The sequence below is a fragment of the Arthrobacter sp. SD76 genome (assembly GCF_049726125.1).
GTDB classification, from domain to species: domain Bacteria; phylum Actinomycetota; class Actinomycetes; order Actinomycetales; family Micrococcaceae; genus Arthrobacter; species Arthrobacter nitrophenolicus.
Map to the genome: position 1 here is coordinate 95,377 of NZ_JBNBLR010000001.1, position 19,892 is coordinate 115,268.

The 19,892-nt window shown below is 65.0% G+C and carries 20 protein-coding genes and 4 pseudogenes; 10 read left to right on the plus strand and 14 right to left on the minus strand.

The window, feature by feature from the left end; translation table 11 throughout:
* Positions 1–3: 3 nt before the first annotated feature.
* Positions 4–429, plus strand: coding sequence for a heat shock protein transcriptional repressor HspR (locus ACPEE0_RS00410; RefSeq protein ID WP_407710210.1), 426 nt, complete (start codon positions 4–6; stop codon positions 427–429).
* A 164-nt stretch (positions 430–593) separates the two neighbouring features.
* Positions 594–980: a hypothetical protein gene (locus tag ACPEE0_RS00415; RefSeq protein ID WP_407710475.1), complete on the plus strand. Its 387-nt coding sequence runs from the start codon at positions 594–596 to the stop codon at positions 978–980.
* Between the two features lie 71 nt (positions 981–1,051).
* Here the strand turns inward: ACPEE0_RS00415 and ACPEE0_RS00420 are convergent.
* From ACPEE0_RS00420 to ACPEE0_RS00435, 4 genes and pseudogenes are all read right to left on the minus strand, one after another.
* A pseudogene (locus tag ACPEE0_RS00420) lies at positions 1,052–2,460 on the minus strand (aldehyde dehydrogenase family protein).
* A gap of 129 nt (positions 2,461–2,589) precedes the next feature.
* Positions 2,590–3,126: a gluconokinase gene (locus tag ACPEE0_RS00425; protein ID WP_009357383.1), complete on the minus strand. Its 537-nt coding sequence runs from the start codon at positions 3,124–3,126 to the stop codon at positions 2,590–2,592.
* The gene (locus ACPEE0_RS00430; RefSeq protein WP_009357382.1) at positions 3,126–3,437 is read right to left on the minus strand and encodes a putative quinol monooxygenase; all 312 of its coding nucleotides are present in this window, start codon (positions 3,435–3,437) and stop codon (positions 3,126–3,128) included. Before ACPEE0_RS00430 ends, ACPEE0_RS00425 begins: the two co-directional genes overlap by 1 nt.
* 114 nt (positions 3,438–3,551) lie before the next feature.
* Positions 3,552–4,907: an NAD(P)H-dependent oxidoreductase gene (locus tag ACPEE0_RS00435; protein WP_009357381.1), complete on the minus strand. Its 1,356-nt coding sequence runs from the start codon at positions 4,905–4,907 to the stop codon at positions 3,552–3,554.
* A 255-nt stretch (positions 4,908–5,162) separates the two neighbouring features.
* On the opposite strand from ACPEE0_RS00435, the gene ACPEE0_RS00440 reads away from it, so the two are divergent.
* From ACPEE0_RS00440 to ACPEE0_RS00470, 7 genes are all read left to right on the plus strand, one after another.
* Positions 5,163–6,191: a LacI family DNA-binding transcriptional regulator gene (locus ACPEE0_RS00440; RefSeq protein ID WP_009357380.1), complete on the plus strand. Its 1,029-nt coding sequence runs from the start codon at positions 5,163–5,165 to the stop codon at positions 6,189–6,191.
* Positions 6,192–6,472: 281 nt separating this feature from the next.
* On the plus strand, positions 6,473–7,495 hold the full coding sequence (locus tag ACPEE0_RS00445) for a DctP family TRAP transporter solute-binding subunit (protein WP_009357379.1): 1,023 nt from the start codon (positions 6,473–6,475) through the stop codon (positions 7,493–7,495).
* 31 nt (positions 7,496–7,526) lie between these two features.
* Positions 7,527–7,913, plus strand: a complete 387-nt coding sequence (locus ACPEE0_RS00450; protein WP_424573740.1) for a TRAP transporter small permease — start codon at positions 7,527–7,529, stop codon at positions 7,911–7,913.
* Positions 7,868–8,110, plus strand: coding sequence for a hypothetical protein (locus tag ACPEE0_RS00455; protein ID WP_424573741.1), 243 nt, complete (start codon positions 7,868–7,870; stop codon positions 8,108–8,110). The genes ACPEE0_RS00450 and ACPEE0_RS00455 overlap by 46 nt, the downstream gene beginning before the upstream one ends.
* A complete protein-coding gene (locus ACPEE0_RS00460) occupies positions 8,107–9,384 on the plus strand; it encodes a TRAP transporter large permease (protein WP_009357377.1) in 1,278 nt (425 codons plus the stop codon). Before ACPEE0_RS00455 ends, ACPEE0_RS00460 begins: the two co-directional genes overlap by 4 nt.
* A 43-nt stretch (positions 9,385–9,427) precedes the next feature.
* Complete coding sequence (locus tag ACPEE0_RS00465) at positions 9,428–10,054, plus strand: NAD(P)-dependent oxidoreductase (protein ID WP_424573742.1); 627 nt, start codon at positions 9,428–9,430, stop codon at positions 10,052–10,054.
* Entirely contained in the window at positions 10,054–10,338 is a 285-nt protein-coding gene (locus ACPEE0_RS00470; RefSeq protein WP_424575212.1) for an NAD-binding protein, read from the plus strand. Before ACPEE0_RS00465 ends, ACPEE0_RS00470 begins: the two co-directional genes overlap by 1 nt.
* Before the next feature lie 28 nt (positions 10,339–10,366).
* Here ACPEE0_RS00470 and ACPEE0_RS00475 read toward each other — a convergent pair whose 3' ends face one another.
* The 7 genes and pseudogenes from ACPEE0_RS00475 to ACPEE0_RS00505 form a co-directional block, all read right to left on the minus strand.
* Entirely contained in the window at positions 10,367–11,437 is a 1,071-nt protein-coding gene (locus tag ACPEE0_RS00475) for an L-idonate 5-dehydrogenase (protein ID WP_407710207.1), read from the minus strand.
* Complete coding sequence (locus tag ACPEE0_RS00480) at positions 11,437–12,207, minus strand: SDR family oxidoreductase (protein ID WP_009357374.1); 771 nt, start codon at positions 12,205–12,207, stop codon at positions 11,437–11,439. Before ACPEE0_RS00480 ends, ACPEE0_RS00475 begins: the two co-directional genes overlap by 1 nt.
* Complete coding sequence (locus ACPEE0_RS00485) at positions 12,204–13,184, minus strand: NAD(P)-dependent oxidoreductase (protein ID WP_407710206.1); 981 nt, start codon at positions 13,182–13,184, stop codon at positions 12,204–12,206. The genes ACPEE0_RS00480 and ACPEE0_RS00485 overlap by 4 nt, the downstream gene beginning before the upstream one ends.
* A pseudogene (locus ACPEE0_RS00490) lies at positions 13,185–14,533 on the minus strand (MFS transporter).
* Positions 14,534–14,693: 160 nt separating this feature from the next.
* Positions 14,694–15,491, minus strand: coding sequence for an IclR family transcriptional regulator (locus ACPEE0_RS00495; protein ID WP_407710205.1), 798 nt, complete (start codon positions 15,489–15,491; stop codon positions 14,694–14,696).
* Positions 15,492–15,611: 120 nt separating this feature from the next.
* Complete coding sequence (locus ACPEE0_RS00500) at positions 15,612–16,349, minus strand: fumarylacetoacetate hydrolase family protein (protein ID WP_407710204.1); 738 nt, start codon at positions 16,347–16,349, stop codon at positions 15,612–15,614.
* A gap of 31 nt (positions 16,350–16,380) precedes the next feature.
* Positions 16,381–17,432, minus strand: a pseudogene (locus ACPEE0_RS00505) (D-2-hydroxyacid dehydrogenase).
* Positions 17,433–17,505: 73 nt separating this feature from the next.
* Between ACPEE0_RS00505 and ACPEE0_RS00510 the strand changes: the two are divergent.
* A complete protein-coding gene (locus ACPEE0_RS00510; RefSeq protein ID WP_424575324.1) occupies positions 17,506–17,709 on the plus strand; it encodes a hypothetical protein in 204 nt (67 codons plus the stop codon).
* Here ACPEE0_RS00510 and ACPEE0_RS00515 read toward each other — a convergent pair.
* From ACPEE0_RS00515 to ACPEE0_RS00525, 3 genes and pseudogenes are all read right to left on the minus strand, one after another.
* Positions 17,703–18,086: pseudogene (locus tag ACPEE0_RS00515) on the minus strand (endonuclease/exonuclease/phosphatase family protein); the annotation flags it as partial. The gene ACPEE0_RS00510 and the pseudogene ACPEE0_RS00515 sit on opposite strands and share 7 nt — an antisense overlap.
* A complete protein-coding gene (locus ACPEE0_RS00520; RefSeq protein WP_424573743.1) occupies positions 17,975–18,304 on the minus strand; it encodes an endonuclease/exonuclease/phosphatase family protein in 330 nt (109 codons plus the stop codon). The pseudogene ACPEE0_RS00515 and the gene ACPEE0_RS00520, both read right to left, overlap by 112 nt.
* 61 nt (positions 18,305–18,365) lie before the next feature.
* Positions 18,366–19,871, minus strand: a complete 1,506-nt coding sequence (locus ACPEE0_RS00525; protein ID WP_407710203.1) for an NAD-dependent succinate-semialdehyde dehydrogenase — start codon at positions 19,869–19,871, stop codon at positions 18,366–18,368.
* Positions 19,872–19,892: the final 21 nt, after the last annotated feature.

The following is a 19,892-nucleotide window of genomic DNA, read 5'->3' on the forward strand; positions in this document are numbered from 1 at the left end:
TCGGTGGACATCAACGTTGACCAGCCCATCTTCGTGATTTCGGTGGCGGCCGAGCTGGCGGACATGCACCCGCAGACCCTGCGGCAGTACGACCGGCTGGGCATCGTCAAGCCCAGCCGCGCGCCGGGGAAGTCCCGCCGGTACTCGCAGCGGGACGTCAACATGCTGCGCGAGGTGCAGCGGCTGTCCCAGGAGGGCGTTTCGCTGGAGGGGATCAAGCGCATCCTGGAGCTCGAAAACCAGGTGGCCGCCCTGCAGCGGCGGGTCGCTGAACTCACGGAGGAACTTGGCCGCAGGCCACAGCCGTTCGATTCCCGCATTTTCGCCGCCGGCGCGGCGGGCGACGTGGTGAGCCTGGCCCGCGGCCAGCGCCCCCGGCCCCGGTCGCAGGCCGTGGTGCTGTGGCGGCCCAGGGCCATCGGCCAGTAAGTACCTGGCTTCAGGCGCCCCGGGAAATTCGAGTACACACTACTCGTGCCCCGTCCGCCCCCGGAAACTTGAATGGAACCACCGCTGGATCAGCGGTGGTTCCATCAGTTTCTGGGGTTTTTGATGTGTGGTTCTCAGCATAAGGCCCGGCCATGAGCCCGGGGATGGAGTCCGTGGCCGCGTTCAGCGGCTCGGTTCCCGGCCAGATCCTGCTGGCCATCGGGCAGACCATCGTGGTGGTCTGCGTGTGTTTCGACATGGTGCGTGCCCTGTCCGTTCCGCGGTCGCACCGGCGGTACGTGGCCAGCACCGTGTTCCGGACCCTGGCCGTCCCGTCCATCATCGCCAACGGACTCACCGTGCTGATCGCCCTGGTGGTGGCGTCCTGGGTTGACGTGGTCATGGGCATGTTCGTCCTGGTGGCCATCATTTTCCGCCTGCACCATGACAAGGACGAGGACAACTGGTGGAAGGGCAAGGGCAAGAAGCTGGCCCGCTGGGCCCGCCGGCAGTTGGCCGGCCGCACTTCCGCCGCGCCGGCCATGGGGTAGCGGCAGCACCTTAAAAGCCCGGGAGCCCCGCACACCGGCCGGCATGCGGGGCTCCCGTCTCCAACGCTTTCCTAGCCGTTGATCACCTGGGGGACGCCGAGGTGCTTGAGGCCTTCGACGCCGAATTCGAGGCCGTAGCCGGATTGTTTGGCGCCGCCGAAGGGGATGCGGGGGTCCACGGCGCCGTGGCGGTTGATCCAGACGGTGCCGGCCTGGATGCGGGTGGCGACGTCGCGGGCGGCGGCGGGGTTGGAGGACCAGACGGAGGCGCCGAGGCCGACGTCGAGGGCGTTGGCTTTTTCCACTGCTTCGTCGATGGTGCTGTAGCGGATGATCGGCAGGGCCGGCCCGAACTGTTCTTCGGCGACGAGCGGGTTGTTGTTGTCGATGTCGGCGACCAGGGTGGTGGGGTAGAAGTAGCCGGGCTGGTCGGGGTCCGGGTTGCCGCCGAGGAGGATGCGGGCGCCGGAGTCTTTGGCTGCCTGGACGAGGTTGGCGACGACGTCGTATTGGGCTTTGTTCTGCAGTGGGCCCAGGACGTTGGTTTCGTCCAGGCCGTTGCCCATGGGCATGGCTTTGGCGAAGGTGGTGAGTTCCTCGCAGACGGCGTCGTAGATGTCGTCGTGGACGTAGAGGCGTTTGAGGGCGGCGCAGGTTTGGCCGGTGTTGAGGAAGGCGCCCCAGAAGATGTCTTCGGCGATGGCCTTGGGGTCGGCGTCGGGCAGGACGATGCCGGCGTCGTTGCCGCCGAGTTCGAGGGTGAGGCGTTTGACGGTGTCTGCGGAGGATTTGATGATGGCGCGGCCGGCGGCGGTGGAGCCGGTGAACATGATTTTGCCGATCGCGGGGTGGTTGGTGAGGCGGGCGCCGACTTCGCGGCCGCAGGAGACTGTGGTGAGGATGCCTTCGGGGAGTTCTTCGTTGAGGACTTTGACCAGGGCCAGGACGGAGAGCGGGGTGTTGCCGGAGGGTTTGACGACGACGGTGTTGCCCATGCGCAGGGCGGGGGCGATCTGCCAGATGGCGATCATCATGGGCCAGTTCCAGGGGCCGATGGCGGCGACGACGCCGATGGGCTTGTAGTGCAGTTCGGCGCGGGTCTCGCCGTCGTCCACGATCGTTTCCGGTTCCAGCGGCAGGCCGGCGGTGGCGCGAGCCAGGCCACGCAGGCGCCCACTTCGAAGCGGGCGTTGGGGCCGTTGAGGGGTTTTCCCTGTTCGCGGGAGAGCAGCTGGGCGAGTTCCTCGGCGGAGCGTTCGACGGCGTCGGCTGCTTTCAGGAGCGCGGCGGACCTTGCCTCGCGGCCCAGCGCCGCCCACGCGGGCTGGGTTTCGACGGCGGTGGCGACGGCGTCCTCCAGGAACTCAAGGTCATGGATGGGGGCCTCGCCCACGGCTTCGCCCGTGGCAGGGTTCAGGATGGTCCGGCTGGGACCGGACGTGGGCGTGATGGACGCGAGGAGCGCATCATAGGTTTCCAAGGGATACTCCACTTCGAGTAGGCAAGGACGCCAGCCGGGCGGCGTAGCGGGTTACCCCCCAGTGTGGTTTACCGCCCCGGCTCCGCTCTTGTCTTTTGGCGCAAGGCCCTTGGCGTGGAAGGAACGGTCTTATGTTCCGTTCTGATTGATACCGGCCTTTACTGCGAGATGTCCTCGGCGGAGATTTGCGAGAATCTGATCGGTGACCGCTTCAATGCCGCCTTCGGATATCAAGGTCATTCCGGCTTCGGCCGTTTCCAGGGCCTCAAGTGTCTCCAGCTGTGAGGTGAGAAGGGATGCAGGCATGAAGTGTCCTGGACGCTGGACCAACCGCTGCTGCAATACCGAAGGCTCGACCTTTAACAGGATGAACCTGGTGGAAGGGGCGGCTGCGCGGATAGCGTCACGGTAGGCGCGTTTGAGGGCCGAACAGGCAACCACGATCCCGTTAGCGTGTTCGCCCGCGAGTTCTGCGCCGACCAGGCGAAGCCACGGCCATCTGTCTTCATCGGTGAGCGGTACGCCGGCTGCCATCTTTTGAACGTTCGGCAAGGGGTGCAGGTCGTCAGCGTCCTTGAAGGTTGCCCCGAGCCGGGCTGCCAGGGCAGTGCCTACCTCAGTCTTGCCCGCGCCCGACACGCCCATGACAACAATAGGGCTATTCACTACAGCGCTCCCTGTTGTGCTGTTCCTGCGGGGATTGGCACGAGCCTGGTCACGACGACGGGTTTTTCCAGCAGGCCTTCGAGGGAGGCGTTCAGGCGTTTGACCGGTTCACCTTGGCCGTGGGCGTCGAGCAGCTCAGCTGATTCCCATTTTTCGATCATGAATATCTGGTTGTTTGGGGCTTCGTGTATCGCATAGAGCAGGCAGCCGGGTTCCTGGTGCACTTCACTGATTGCTGGAGAGAGGGCGGCGACGACCTGGTCGAAGGCGCCTTCCTTCGGGCTGAAAGCAGCGGTGACGACGATGGTCATATGAGGTGTCTCCTAGTAGGAGGGTGTGGGCGCGGGAGGGTGCTTGCGGACGCGGCGCGGACCGGCGGCTGAAGTCCGTGGGTCCGCGCCGAACGTCTGCAGAGTGTTTCGGACTTAGCTGCGGGCGAGGTTTTCCTCGAGGGCAAGGGCCTCGGTTTCGCGACGCAGTTCGAGGGCCTGGGCGAGCGAGTCGTCCATGATGACGTCTTCCCAGCGGACGATGCCGCCCTTGGGTACGTCATTGCGAAGTTCCACGTGGTGGGCCAGCGCAACCGGCAGGGCGCCGGTGGTGACGGAGTGCTTCGCGGAAACGAGTTGGCCCCAGACGGTGTATCCGCCTTCGCCGTCAAGGAATTCACCGGCTTTGAGGTCTTTCTTGGCGGTGGCGACAACGTCGCCGAAGAAGCCGGTGGGCGAACCCGTGGGGATCCCGCGGAGGACGGCGTTGGCTATTGATACGTTCAGTTCCAGGCCGACATAGTGGTAGGGGCGGTACAGGGCGGCGTACTGGCCGGTGGGGTCCGGGTGCCAGGGGTATTCGTTGAAGCAGCCGGAGACGTAGGCGTTCGTTGCCTTCACGACGACGAAGACGCCTTCCTGGGTGTTGTGGGGGATCCAGGTGCCGTCGCGGTTGACGCTGGACATGACGTCGACGGTCCCTTCGTGCGCGAGGGCTCCTCCGACGTCGGCGGGGCGGCAGATCGTGGCAATTTCCTCAACGTCTCCTGGTGTGAACGTCAGGCCGGTGTCAGAGGGCACCAGTCCTGCCGCGTTGGCGACGGCGGCCATTTCGATGGCGGCCTTGGTGCCGTCGCGGAAGGAGGTGTGCATGTTGGGGTTCAGCTGCCCGGAGTCGGTGAGTTCCTTGGAGAATTCCCAGTTTTCCCAGACGTTGTCGGGGTTCATCTCGTGGTAGTGCTCGAGGAATTTGGCGCCCTTGCCGGCGCAGACGACGTCGAATCCGCTGGTGCGGGCCCAGTCGACGAGTTCCATGATGAGCGCCGGCTGGTCGCCGTATGCCATTGAGTAGACAACGCCGGCTGCTTCTGCCCGCTTGGCAAGTGCGGGCCCTGCCAGGGCGTCGGCTTCGACGGTGACCATGATGATGTGCTTTTTCGTGTCGATGGCGCGCAGCGCGTGCTTGACGCCAACGATGGGGTTACCGGTGGCTTCGACGATGATGTCGATGTCGACGTCGAAAAGCTCGTCGGCGTTGGCCACAATCGCGGTTGAGCGGTCCCTGAGGGCGGTTGCGATGTCCGGGGCGATCTGGTCTTTGGGCCATCCAACGAGTTCGAAAGCACCTTCGGCGCGCTTGACGTTGATGTCGGCGATGGCGACGACGTGGATACCCGGAATGTTGTTTGCCTGGGCCAGGTACATCGTCCCGTAGCGTCCGGCGCCGATCAGGCCGACCCGGATGGGCTCTCCGTCGGCTTCGCGCTGGGTCAGGAGGTGGTGCAGGTTCATGGGTTGCCTTTCAAGGGATACGGCGCTGTTCCGGAAGGGATGCGGGCTGGTCTGTGATCAACCGCAGCTGTGGGGGCTCTGCTTTTCACCTTGCGCCTCGCCGCCATTGGGTAATGGGCTGCAGAACTAAGCGGGACCGAACTAAGGTAAAATAAGTGGAACCGGTACACTTTTATGTCACAGGCGCGGGCTCACCGTCAAGCCCTAGGCTGAAAAGGTTCCAGGTGTCCAGGAAGTGCCAGGCAAGGAGTAGGCGTGCAGAAACAACCGACCATCCGCGATGTTGCCCAGGCGGCCGGGGTGTCCGTTGCGGTCGTCTCCCGGGTGCTGAATCCGGGTTCGGGCCCGGTCGCCGCGGCCACGCGCGGGAGAGTAAACGAGGTGATGAAGAACCTTGGTTATCACCCCCGCACGGCAGCCAGGGAGCTCAAGTACGGCCCGCCCACAACGCTGGGGCTGCTGCTCGCCGATGTCTCCAACCCCTTTTTTGCCCGGCTCGCCGACCGGGTGGTGCAGGAGGCGCACTCCCGCGGAATCCAGGTGCTGCTGATGACCACGCAGGAGGATGACCAGCTGGAGTCAGAACGTCTGGCGACATTAATCGAACGCAGGGTCAGTGGGATTATTGCGACCCCGACCGGCAACAACCTTGCCACCTGGAAGCAGCTCCAGGATCTGGGAACTGAGGTGGTCTTTGTCGACCGGTCAATTCCGTCGCTTCCCGAGGTTGACGTTGTCAGCATCGATAACTTCGAATCCGCCCGGGCTGCAACGGCCCTTCTTGCAGCCCACGGCCACCGGCGCATCGGAATCATCTCCGGGCCGGCTTCCTCCACTACCGGAAGGGACCGGATTGCCGGCTATCGGCAAGCCCTGGAGACGGCCGGCTTGGAGCCGGATGAGCTCCTGATACGGCATGCCGCGTTCCGCGGCCCTGCCGGGGGAGACGCCGCGTCGGCGCTGCTCAATATCGAAGAGCCGCCCACCGCTTTGGTGGTGGCAAACACTGCCCAGGTAACCGAAGTTCTGCGGCGCCTTTCCCATGCCGGGATCGACATTCCCGGGAGGCTGTCCGTCATCGTCTTCGAAGATTCACCCTGGACCGAACTCATGACCCCGGCCCTGACGATCGTCAAACAGCCCATAGATCTGCTCGCCCGTCATTCCGTGCAGCTCGCGTTGTCCAACACGCAGGGCAAGACGTCGGAAAAACGCAACGTCATCCGCGTAGCCGCCGAACTGGTTGAGCGGTCCAGCGTTGCCCGGCTGCAGTTATCGAAGTAACCAAACGGGCATCCGCTCCTGAATGGTTTACAGCAGCGCCGGGCCTATGGTAAAAAAGTGTACCGGTTCCACTGGTACCACGATCTTCCATCCTGGTCTGCAAGCGTGCACCTGCACGCCTGACTTCTATCTGGAAGGCGCTGGGCACGCGGGACGAGAGAGCAGCAAGAGCAGTTCTCGGCCATATCTGCACAGCCCAGTACGCCGCAATTACCGCCGTCAAAGCATCAGTACCCTGTCCCCATAGGTCAGGAACCAGCAAGTATTCAAAGGAGAATCAGATGCCAAAGCGCATCCTGGCCGCCGCAGCTGCGGCCGTTGCACTCACCGTTACTACTGCCCTCACCGGTTGCGGCGGGGCCCCGGGTGCCGGCGCGGCCAGCACCACGATCCGCCTCGGCATCGGCGACCCAGCAACCTCTTCCATGGGCGTGAGCGCAAAGCACTTCGCCGACAAGGTTGCCGAGCTGAGCGACGGCAAGGTCAAGGTCGAGACGTTCCCCGACGGCACCCTCTTCGGCGGAGACCAGAACGCCGCCGTCAACCTGCTTGGAAACGGCACGCTGGACTCCACCATCATGTCGACCTCGGTGTACGCGTCCTTCGAGCCGAAGATGAACGCCGTCAGCCTTCCCTATCTCTTCAAGGACTCGGAGGAGGTCACCAAGTACTTTGAAGGCGAGCCGGGCAAGGAACTGCTGGGCTCACTGGACAAGCTGGGCATCAAGGGCGTGTCCATGCTGACCCGTACCCCCCGGCACACCACCAACTCGATGCGCCCCATCACCCAGCCCGAGGACTTCAAGGACCTGAAGCTCCGCGTACCGCAGAATGACCTCTGGGTTAAGTTCTTTGGCTCACTGGGCGCCAACCCGACGCCGATGGACTTCAAAGAGGTTTACACCGCCCTGCAGCTCGGCACTATCGACGGCCAGGAAAACCCTCTGGAAGTACCAGTCAACAACAAGTTCTTCGAAGTCCAGGACTACCTCTCCTTGACGGGCCACATCTCCGACGGGCTCGTCCTCGGGTTCAGCAAGAAAAAGTGGGACTCCTTCGATGAGGACACCCGGAAGGTCCTGCAGGAAGCTGCAGACGAGACCGCTGATTTCAAGACAAAGTACGACAACGACGAAGCCACCAAGACCCTCGACAAGCTGAAGGGCGAAGGCGTGAAGATCAACGAGCTGACGCCCGAAGCACGGGAAGAGTTCCAGGCGGCGGCACAGAAGGTTTACCCCGAGCTTGAGGGCAAGGTTGGCAAGGAATTCGTCCAGTCAAGCCTCGAATTCCTCGGACGTTAAGATGACGGGTCCAGTGCAGGAGACAAGTTCAGTGCATGATGATGGGACCACCCCAGTCCGGGGGGCCGAACACCAGGCGGCCGAAGATAGCATCCAGGTGGTTCCGGTCAGCGACGTCTCGGAACCTCATGGTCTGATCTGGAAGGCCGTGGATGCTCTCCTCTTCGTCGGCATCTGCGCGATGCTGCTCAGCCTTGCTGCCCAAATGGTCAGCCGGCAGATGGGAGCCTCGCTGTCGTGGACCGAGGAACTGACCCGTTTCCTGTTCATGGACACCACCTTCCTGGGGATGGCAGCAGGCTTCCGGGCTGCCGTGCACCCGCGGGTGAACTTCGTTGTGGCGTGGGGACCAGCCTGGCTTAAAAGGTCAGCATGCATCTCTACGCCGTCTGCGGGACCGTCTTCTTCAGTGTCCTGATCTACAAGACGTGGGAACTGATGCTGCAGCAATACTCCGCTGGAGAGTCCAGTCCTGCCCTGGGACTCAAGATGTTCCTGGTAACCCTGCCCCTTGTGATCAGCGCGGCACTCGCCATCGTCGCCCACATCACGACCGTCTACTTCTCCCCGTATATGCGTAAGAGGATCCTCAAAGGAGAGATGATCGCATCATGAGCCTGACCCTGCTGGGGATTTTCCTCCTCCTGCTGCTGCTGGGCGTTCCGCTCTCAGTCTCACTCGGCATCGGCGTCATCGCCACGCTGCTGATCTTCGATATTCCCCTCGAACTGTTGCCGCAGTCCATGATGAGCTCCATGAACAGCTTCCTGCTGGTTGCTGTCCCCTTGTTCGTCCTGGCCGGCAACCTCATGTCCGGAGGGGGTATTTCGGATCGCATCTTCCGTGGCGCCGAAGTCATCTTCGGCCGCTTCCGTGGCGGCCTTGGCCAGGTGAACATCGCATCGAGCGCGGTCTTCGGCGGCATCTCCGGTTCCTCAGTCGCCGACATCGTCAGCCTTGGCAAGATCGAGATCAAAGCCATGACTGACCATAAATACCCGAGGCCTTACGCGGCAGCGATGACCATGGTCACGGCCACCCTGTCCTCACTGATACCGCCGAGCATCCTTATGATCATCGCCGCTTCCACAGCGAACGTCTCGGTAGGCGCCGCCCTGGCAGGAGGATTTGGCCCGTCCGTTGTCCTGATCATCGTCCTGATGCTTGTGAACTTCTTCCTGTCAGCACGTCACGGTTACGGCGAGGTCTCAAGGACGCCTTTCAAGAAGGGCCTTAGGATCGTCCTCGAGGGAATCCCTGCCATGGGCGGCCCAGTGATCATCCTGGTAGGCATGTTCAGCGGGCTCGTCACCCCCACGGAGGCGGCCGCCGTCGCCGTCTTCTACAGCCTGTTGGTCGGCATCTACGTCTACCGGGACATGAAGTGGCGCCAGATGCCCAAGATGATCGTGGACGCCGGCCTCACCACCGGCACTATCCTGCTCATCGCCATGATCGCCGGCGTCGCCTCTTACATCTTCACCATTGACGGGCTGCCGGCGAAGGTCAGCAGCTGGCTGTTGAGCGTCAGTACTGACCCCACCATCGTCATGCTGCTGATCGGCATGATCCTGATCATCATCGGAACTGTGATGGACAAAGTCGCAGCCATCCTGCTGTGCACACCGGTGCTCATGCCCGCGGCTGTGTCTTCCGGTGTGGATCCCATCCACTTCGTCGTCTTCCTCGTTGCCGCCCTTGCCGTCGGACTGGTCGTGCCGCCTGTCGGCGTCTGCCTGTTCGCGGCGTCCTATGTCAGCGGGCTGCCGATGGAAAAGATTGTGAAGGCCGCGGTGCCGCTCTACGTGGTCATGGTGGTTGCCGTCGTCATGCTGGCCATCTTCCCGCAACTTATCCTGTGGCCATCCAATCTCCTGGCCAACCAGTAACGCCTTCCCTCAGTTCGCTAACCCCATTCACTAAAGGATCCCAATGCCTGAACCTGACCGCCCAGCACTTGCCCTGATGGGACTAGGGCCGATGGGCGAACCCATGGCGCGGCGGCTGCTGAAGGGCTACGGCGAGTTGACAGTCTGGAACCGGACAGCTTCAAAGGCGGAGGCCTTGGTTGGCCTGGGCGTCCGCGTTGCGGCCTCACCTCGTGAGGCGGCTGCCGACATAGTTCTCACCGTGCTGCCGGACCTAAACCACGTCGAATCGCTGCTTCCGGGAGAAGAGGGCCTGATAGCCGGATGGACAGCAAGGGGCATTTCCCGGCCCATACTCGTCGTGCACGGGACAGTCTCGCCGGGGGCAGTGGCGGCATTTGGCGAACGGATGCTTCGCGAACATGGGGTCCGAGTCCTTGACGCCCCCGTCAGTGGCGGCACCGTGGGCGCCGAAAACGGCACCCTGAGCATCATGGTGGGCGGGGACGCGGACACGTTCAGCTCGGTCGTCCCGGTGTTCGAGTTGGTGGGCAGCACCATCCGGCACATGGGTTCCGGGGGTTCGGGCGCACTGGCCAAGGCCTGCAACCAGGTCGTGGTCGCCGGCACGGTCACGGCAGTTTCCGAAGCTATGCTTCTCGCGCGCGGCGGGGACTGGATCCATCGGTGATGCTTGAACTGCTTCGGGGTGGGCTGGCCGACTCCGAAGTACTGCGCCAAAAAGGGCACAGATGGATTGACGGCGACTTCACAGGTGGCGGCAGCGCCCGAAACCAGCTGAAGGACCTCAACTTCGTGCTCGGAGCGGCCAGAACAGCACACCTGGAGCTACCGCTGAGCTCGGTAATCCAGGATCTTTTCGAGGATATGGTCGAGCGGGGCGACGGCGCCCTTGACCACACAGGAATCTTCCGGACCCTTGCTCAGCGCAACGGCGCTTTCACTGAGACCTGAGAACCTCCACGCAAGCGAGGGGATACCCCTACGCGCCGGCAAAGTCGAGCAGGACCTTCCCGGACTCGGCCGAGTTCCTGGCCGTTTCGAAAGCTTCGAGGCCGCGTTCCAGCGGGAAGACGTGGGTGACCACCGGATCCACGAACAGGGACCCGTCGGCCAGCGCAGTGATGACCTGGTCGATCTCGTCATTGAACCTGAACGAGCCCAGCAGTTCCAGTTCCCGCGTGATGGCCAGTGAAATCAGGACAGGCTGCGGTCCGGACGGCAGCAGGCCGACCATCACCACCTTTCCGCCGCGGACCGCTGCCTTGATGGCCGTCGCCAGTCCGTGGTGGGAGCCGGAGGACTCGATGACGACGTCGGCCTCAACCGCAGCCAGCGCTTCAGCGTCGCTTGCTTCCAGCACCTCGTCCGCACCCACTGCCCGGGCGATTTCGAGGGGTTTCCGGTGCAGGTCCGTCGCCACGATCCGGGCCGCGCCCGCGCGCTTGAGGACGGCGACGGTCAGTGTACCGATCGGGCCGCAGCCAACCACCAGAGCAGTCTTGCCCCTGACGTCACCGGCGCGCGCCACGGCATGCCAGGCCACGCTGGCCGGCTCGACCAGCGCCGCCGTCTTCAGGTCCAGTCCCGCCGGCAGGACCCGCAGCATCCGCGACGGCAGGTTGACGTACCTGCTGAAGGCCCCGTCCGTATGCGGGAACCGCGCGGCACTCCCAAGATAGGTGCAGCCGGGGGACAAGTTGGGCCGGTCTTCCGGATACCTGGCGAAGTCCGGCCCCTCTCCCGGCCCGGGCGTGGCCGGATGCACGGCGACCGGTGCGCCCTCCGCCGGTCCGGATCCGTCCGCTGCCGCACGGATGACCGTCCCCACGATCTCGTGCCCCAGCACCATCGGGGCCTTCAGGACCGATTCCCCGGCCGCGCCGTGCAGCCAGTAGTGCAGATCGGAGCCGCAGATGCCGCCGTAGGCGATCTCCACCACTGCCTGGTCGGGACGGGCCGCCGGCAGCGGGATGCTTTCAATGCGCAGGTCGCCTGCAGCATGGGCGACGACGGCGGGACCCGCCGCCGGAAGTTCGGCCACGGTACGCATCAGACCACCACCGTCATTCCGCCGTCGATGAAGATGGTTTGGCCGTTCACGAAGTCCGAACCGCTGGAAGCCAGCCAGACTGCCGGGCCGGCCAGGTCCTCCGGCGTGCCCCAGCGGTGCGCAGGGGTCCGCCCGAGGATCCAGGAGTTGAACTGCTCGTCATCCACCAGGTTCTGGGTCATCTCGGTGTGGATGTAGCCGGGTGCCAGCGCGTTGATCTGCAAACCGGCGGCCGCCCATTCCGCCGTCATGGCGCGGGTGAGGTTCCGCAACCCGCCCTTGGCGGCGATGTACGGTGCGATGGTGGGCCGGGCCAGGTCCGTCTGGACCGAACAGATGTTGATGATCTTGCCGCGGCCCCGGGGGATCATGAAACGGGCCGCCGCCCTGCCCACCAGGAACGCGCTGGTGAGGTCGGTGCTGATGACCCGCTCCCAGTCCTTGACGTCCAGGTCAAGCATGGCCACACGGTGCTGGATGCCGGCGTTGTTGACCAGGATCTCCAGCGGACCCACATTTTCTTCCACCCACGCCATAGCGTCAGCAACTTCAGTGTCATTGGTGACGTCGAAGGCGCAGCTGTGGATCCGGCCCGGCGCGAAATCGGCGGCCATTGCGGCTTCGGCGGCCTTGAGCCGTTCCGGGTTGACGCCGTTCAGCACCACCGTGGCGCCGGCGTCCGCCAGGGCCCGGGCAAGGGCATTGCCGATTCCACGGCTTGATCCCGTGACCAGGGCTGTACGTCCGGTCAGGTCGAAAAGGGCGGTCATGACAAAGTCTCCTTGATAGTCGCCGGAGCGTTCCCCGGGGAAGCGGTGCCGAGGTTGGCAATGGCCTGCCGCACTACGGCCAGGTCGAAGTCTCCCAGGCCCTGCCTGATGAGGTGGGCATAGAGTTCGACGCCGGCAGATGCCATCGGTACCGCGGCACCAACGCTGCGGGCACTTTCCAGCACGAAGGACAGGTCCTTGTGCATGAACTTGGCCGGTCCGGTTGGCGTGTAATCCTCCGCTGCCAGCCGCGGGCCCACCACCTCCAGCACCCGGCTGGCTGCGAGCCCGCCGGACAAGACGTCGAAGAGTGCTTCGACGTCGAGCCCGGAGCGTTCCGCAAGCCCGGCAGCTTCGGCGAGGGCCGCCGTCGTGGTGCCCACGATCAGCTGGTTGCATGCCTTCGCCAGGGACCCGGCGCCCAGCCCGCCGAGCCGGCGCACTGTTGTGCCCATGGCCTGCAGCGCGGGCAGTGCCCGCGCAAAGTCCTCCTCGGAGCCGCCGGCCATGATCGCCAGCGTCCCCTGCTGCGCGCCCTGCGTGCCGCCGCTGACGGGGGCATCAAGCACTGCGGCGTTGCCGGCGCTTGCTTCGCTCACGGCGCGGCCGAAGGCCTGGACGCCCACCGGCGAAACGCTGCTCATCACCACCACCAGGGTTCCCGGCGCGGGCGGCGAAGCCCGCCACGCGTCGAGGAGCCCGCCCGCAGCCTCTTCGATATAGGGAAGATCCGGGAGCATGAAGATGATCACCGGGTCGTTTCGAAGGTCTTCCACTGTTGCGGCGGCGGACCCGCCCAGGCGGACGAGGTCCTCAACTGCCGACGGCGAGCGGTTCCATCCGGTGACGGCCCATCCCGCTGTGAGCAGGTTCGCAGCCATCGGGGCGCCCATCAGCCCCAGCCCGACGAAGCCTGCGCGCCGGTGCAGTGGATCGGCTGGGGCAGGGGGAGCGGGGGAGGTGCTGGCGTTGTTCATCTACCTGGCGTCCTCCACGACCACCAGGTCGCGCCCGTTCGTTTCGGGTGTGAAGAACGTGGTGATGAAGGAGATTGTTGCCAGAACCAGCGAGTACAGCGCGGGAACCAGCCAGGAGTGGTTGGTGGCGGCGAGCAGCGCAACGCCGATCATCGGGGCGAAGCCGCCGGCCAGGACCGCCGAAAGTTCACGGCTCAGGGCCACGCCGGTGAACCGGTGCTGGGAACCGAAAAGCTCAGGCAGCATGGCGCACTGCGGGCCGAGCATGGACTGCACGCCCAGGGCGATGCCCACCACCATGACTGCCCATACCAGGGCGGGGTTGCCCAGCGTGACCAGGTAGAAGGCCGGCAGTGCAATGAGGGCCTGGAAGAGGGCGCCGTAGCGGTAGACGGGCACCCGGCCGAACCGGTCGGACAGGGCACCGAAAGCGACCACCATGACGGCCGCGCAGCCGGCGGCGATCAGCAGGCCGGTGGGACCAATGAACTTGTCTCCCGGGAAGACACCTGCCGGAAGGCTGATGAACGAGACCAGCAGCGCCGAGTAGACCGATGAGTTGCCGTTCTCGCCCATCCGCAGGCCGATGCCGACAAGCACGTTCTTCTTGGAGTGCTTCCAGATCTGGCCCACGGGGTTCTTGACCACGGCCTTGTGCTTTTCAAGCTCCTGGAACACCGGGGTTTCCTTGAGCCGGAGCCGGATGAAGACGGCGATGACGATCAGGATAACGCTGGCCAGGAACGGCACCCGCCAGAGCCAGCCCTGCAGGACCTCCTTGTCCGCGAGGGCCATCAGGGCGAACGTGCCGGCACCGAGCAGGGTGCCGAGCTGGATGCCCACGAAAGGCAGCGAAGCGAAGAAACCACGACGGCGGGGCGGGGCCACCTCGGAGATCAGCGTGGTGGCGCCCGCCTGCTCGGCGCCGGCTCCCAGGCCCTGGAGGATGCGCAGGGCCACCAGCAGGACGGCACCGAGCATTCCCGCCTGTTCAAACGTGGGCAGGAGGCCAATGGCGAAGCTCGCCATGCCCATCAGGCCGATGGTGAGGATCAGCACCATCTTGCGGCCGAAACGGTCCCCGATGTAGCCAAAAACCACGCCGCCGAACGGCCTTGCGGCAAAGCCGACGCCGTAGGTGGCGAAGGAGGCGATGACGGCGCCGCTCTCACCCAGGGGGAGAAGAACAGGGGGCCGAAGATCAGCGCTGACGCCAGGCCGTAGATGTAGAAATCGTAGTATTCGAGGGCTGACCCCACGGAGCTGGCAAGAGTTGCCCTTCGCAGCTGTTCCGGTTCGACGACGGCGCCGCCCGCCTCAATCTGCGGTGATTTAGTACGAGTTGTCACAGTAACTCCCTTAAACGCACTCCAGGCCCACGTTGGCCTGGTGGTGGGGATAGCAACGACACCCTGTTGCGTCGATCACTATGCTGAACACAATACAGCAAGTTGAACGAACGGCAAGGGTGTGGACTTTGTGACGGGAAAATCCCCGTGGCGGGCGGGGTCAGCCCATGGGATTGCCCAGCGAGTGGGCCAGTTCCTGGAGTTCCTTGACCATCTGGGCGCCCTGCTCCGGGGTGTAGGTGGCCTTGAGGGCCGTCACGGACAGGCCAAGGCTGGGGCCGTGGGCTCCCCGGGTGGGGACGGCAACGGCAAGGCAGACCACGCCCGTGGTGGACTCCTCGTCCTCGAAGGCGTAGCCCTGTTCGCGGATGGTCCTCAGCTGTGCCTTGAATTCGGCTCCCGTGCGCAGCGACTTTGGCGTCAGCACGGGCAGTTCGGCGTCGTCGGGGAAGAGCTCCTCGATGTCATGGTCGTGCAGCCGTGCGATCAGCGCCTTGCCCACCGCGCAGAGCGAGACGGGCATTTTGTCGCCGATATTCGACGTCAGGCGCACCGCGGGGTGCCCCTCGTAGCGGGCGAGGTAGATGACGTTCAAGCCATCGAGCATGGCGATGCGAACGGTTTCGCCGGAGAGGACCGGGGCCTGCTCGCAGTAGCGGTAGAACTCCTGCACCTCATCCAGGCGGCCAAGGTAGGCCGCGCCAAGCTCAACCAGCTTGCGGCCCAGGGTGAACTCGCTGCCCTGGCGGCTGATGAGCCTGGCTTCCTCCAGCGCCAGCAGCAGGTTGGAGGTCGACGACTTGGGAATGCCTACTTCACGCGAAAGGTCGCTGAGCGTGAGGCGCCCGGTGGCGGAGGAGGCCAGCGCATCCAGCACGGCAGCCGCCCGTGTCACGGCGGGGGCGGGGGAAGCGGTGCCCTGGTTGTCTGATGGACCGGAGTTGCGGGAATCGGCCATGATTCTCCTTAGGGTTGCCGCGGCAGGACGAGCGGTGTTCATGTGACTGAACACCATCCATCATAGAGGGCGCTTCTCGTCGCGCCGAAGCCCGGCATTAACCCCGAAGGACAGGCGGGGTCAGGAGATCCTGTTGGACAGGATCCCGATCCGCTCCACCATAATCTCCACGTGGTCGCCCGGTTGAACGGCCACTGCCGTCCCGGGAGCACCTGTCATGAGCACGTCGCCGGGTTCCAGGGTCAGCCAGGACGTGACGTACACAAGGCACTCCACCACTGAGGAGGGCAGGTTGTGCGTCCCGGAGTTGGCCCGTGCCGTCCCGTTGACAATCACATTGATGCCCACGCTGTCCGGATCCGGGATGTCTGTTTCTATCCACGGGCCAAGGGGCGTGTAGTTCACGCCGGCCTTGCCCTGGAAATTCCGTTCATCCACCAGGCCCTGGTCCACGTTGGTCACGTCATTGACGCAGGTATAGCCGAGGACGTGCTCCAGCGCGTTGCCGGGCGTCAGGTCCTTCGCCTGTTTCCCGATGACCATCGCGAGTTCGCCTTCCACATTGACCGTGCCGCGGTCCCGGGCCGCGACGACCGGATCGTTGGGATCCGCGAGGGTGTGCACGGACTTATGCCAGGCCTGGATGGGCAGCGGATGGTCGTTCAGTGTCCGGTTGTGCCCGATTCCAAGCACCACCGCGGGCCGGACCGGGGCGAGGAATACGGCGTCGGCGTGCGGGGTGGTGCGCCCCGTGTAGCTGAGGGGCTCCGCGAACGGGTCAACAATGTGGTGCCATGTCCCGTCCCGCTCCACTGCATGCCGGGCGCCTTCTGCTGTCTTGATGCGTGCGATGCGCATGGATCTCCTGATCGTGCTTCGGCCGGCGGGTTTAGTAGAAGTGGACCGTGTCCACGAGGTGGGGGAGGTCGCCGCCGTCGAGGAAGGTCCGCAGGTTGCTGCAGAAGCGTTCGGTAATGAGGCGGTTCTCCGCGGCGCTGAGGGCGGAGGTATGCGGGGAAACCATCACCCTGGGGTGCTCCCACAGGGGGCTGTCCTGGGGGAGGGGTTCGACGGCGAAAACGTCCAGGCAGGCGTAACTGACCTGGCCGTTGTCCAGGGCTTCCAGCAGTGCCTCCTCGTCAACGACGGTGCCGCGGCCCACGTTGACGAAGACCGTCCCGGGCTTCATGGCGGCGAAGACTTCCCGGTTGAAGAGCTTCTCGGTGAATGCCGTGCCGGGCAGCGTATTGACCACCGCATCGGCCGTGGCCAGGAGGCCCGGCAGGCCGGCGTTGTCCACCACGTGGTCGATTCCGTCGATGGGTTCCACTGAGCGTTTAGTCCCGCTGACCTTCATTCCCAGCGCCCTGGCAATCCGTGCCGTCTCCAGTCCGATCTCGCCCAGTCCCGTGACCACCAGGGTGGAGCCGTTGACGAGGCGGGTGGGAATCCGGAGTTCCGGCCAAGTCTTGGCGGCCTGGTCCTGGGCCAGTTCCGCGCTCCGCTTGAAGCCATTGAGGATCCCCAGCGCTGCGAATTCGGCGAGCGGCAGGGCATGGACGCCTGCCGATGTGGTGATCCTGAACTTCTGCAGGGTCTCCTGTCCAGGCCTGATGCCTTGACGGCCCCGCCCGCCCCTGCTGCCATCGCGTGGATCCACTGCAGGTGGGGATTTTCGCGGGCGATGCGGGCAAGGCCGGCAGGGCTTTCGTTGGGGAAGCCGTAGAGCACCTGCGCGCTGTTGAGCATGGCCCAGTAGCTTTCTTCCTGGCCGGGGGTTCGCTTGAACGCGGGGTCGCCGGAGTGGTCGGCGGGGAACCGCTCCGGGGGCAGGAGGTCCGGCTCGTACCGGACAGTAACGGAAGGGTCGACGGCGCGGATCTGCTCCACCAGCTCGGCTTCGAGGGGTACAGCGATCGCGACTGTAAGAGAGGAAGTCATTCGTTCACTATACTGGCTGATGGCTAATATGCTGAACGGATTTCTAATACCGTATGTCAGCCTGGAGCCCGTAGTGGTCCGACGGATAGCTGCCGGCCACCGGGGTGGTGCCGAGCAGGGCTGCTGCCCGCGGATGTCCGGCTCCGCCTCGCCGTGGGGCGGCGGTGAAGATGTGGCGATCCGCCGGTCCGGCCACAAGAGCTGGGCTGCCCAGGGATTGGCATTGGACCACGTGCTGCCGGTCATGCCCGGTGCCGCCACGTCCCATGCGTCGTAGAAGGACAATCCGGGAACCGGTGCTGCCGCACGGCCCGTCATGAGGCGCATTTCATCGCTGTCGGGATCGGCGTTAAAGTCCCCGCAGACGACCAGGGGAGTCCGCTCATCCTGTGCCGCGTGCAGGTGGGCGATCAGTCCGCGGACCGCATCCTGCCGTGCCTGGCTTTCGTCCAGCCACCAGGCATCCATCACCACTCCGTACACCTGGAGGGGTCCACGCGGGCCGTCCACACGGACGTACTGCACCCGCAACGCGCCAAAGCTTAAGCTCGCAGCATCGGCAACCGGCCACCGGGACAGGACCGCAACCCCTGAGAGTGCTGACTCGTCCTCCTGCGCCGGAACCCCGCTGAAGGCGTGGTACGGCAGCCCCAGGGGCCGGCCAGCCTCGCGGACTGGCTGTCGTCACCCTTTGACCAGGACTCCGCCAGCACAAGAAGATCAGGCCTTGCCTCCAGCAGCGTGGAAGTTATCGCCGCTTCCCGTTCCTGCCAGGGGCCGTACAGCCCCCACACGTTCCAGGTGACCACACGGGCCGTGGTCCTGATCAGCTCGCCGTAAAAGTACGGCGGAATGTCCAGGTGCTGCGCCATCCGTCCATCCTGCCCGCACACCCCGGGGATCGCCAGAGCCCCGGGCGCGCGCCACGGGGACTCAGCCGGCGTAGGGGTCGTTGATGCCGATGTATTGGGTGGTGGTGTATTCGGTGATGCCTTCGGTGCCGCCTTCGCGGCCGAGGCCGGATTGTTTGACGCCGCCGAAGGGTGCGGCGGCGTTGGAGATGACGCCGGCGTTGAAGCCGACCATTCCGAATTCGATCTGCTCCGCGACCCGCAACAGCCGGTTGAAGTCCTTGCTGTAAAGGTAGGACGCGAGCCCGTACTCACTGGCGTTGGCCAGGCGAATGGCTTCCTGTTCCGTGGTGAAGGTGGTGACGGGGGCGACGGGCCCGAAGATTTCCTGGCCGAGGATGGCGGCGTTGTTGGGGACGTTGGCGAGGACGGTGGGCTGGTAGAAGTAGCCGGGCCCGTCCACGGGGGCCCCGCCGGTCACGGCAACAGCTCCGGCGTCGACGGCGGCACTCACCAGGGCGTGGACGTCGTCGCGGGCGCCGGCGTCGATGAGCGGGCCGACCTGGGTGGCGGGGTCGGTGCCGCGGCCGGTTGCCAGGGCGGCCATCGCCGCGGCGAACTTCCGGGTGAATTCCTGGGCCACGGTTTCGTGGACGAGGAAGCGGTTGGCGGCGGTACAGGCTTCGCCCATGTTCCGCATCTTGGCCGCCATGGCCCCTTCGACGGCTTTGTCGAGGTCGGCGTCCTCGAAGACGATGAACGGTGCGTTGCCGCCGAGCTCCATCGAGGTGCGCAGGACGTTCTGGGCGGCGTCTGCCATCAGGCGTTTGCCGACCGGGGTGGACCCGGTGAAGGAGACCTTCCGCAGCCGCGAGTCTTTGAGCAGCGGCCCGGAAATCCCCGACGCAGAAGACGACGCAACGACGTTGAGGACTCCGGGCGGGAGGCCGGCGTCGAGCATGGTCTGCGCGAAGTACTGGGCGGTGAGGGGTGTGAGTTTGGCGGGCTTGAGGACCATGGTGCATCCGGCGGCGACGGCGGGGGCGACTTTGCGGGTGGCCATCGCGAGTGGGAAGTTCCAAGGGGTGATGAGCAGGCACGGGCCGACGGGTTTGTGCTGGACCAGGATCTTATTCTTGCCCTCGGGGGAAGTGAGGTAGCGGCCGTAGTCGCGGACGGTCTCTTCGGAGAACCAGCGCAGGAACTCCGCCCCGTAGGTGACTTCGCCGCGGGCCTCGGCCAGGGGTTTGCCCATTTCCAGGGTCATGAGCAGGGCAAAGTCTTCGGCGCGTTCGGTCACCAGGTCGAAGGCGCGGCGCAGGATCTCCGCCCGCACCCGGGGTGCGGTGCGCGCCCAGGACGCCTGGACGGCGTCGGCAGCGTCGAGCGCGGCGATGGCGTCGTCGCTGGTGGCGGAGGCGAGGGAGGCAATCACTTCCCCGGTGGCGGGGTCGTGCACGTCGAACGTGCCGCCGTCGGACGCGTCCACCCACTCCCCATTGATCAGCAGACCGGTCGGGACCGACGCGAGCAGCGCGGCCTCGCGCTCCGGCGAGACGGCAGGGGTGTGTGCAGGGGCAATCGTCATGGTGCTCCTAAAAGGAAGAGG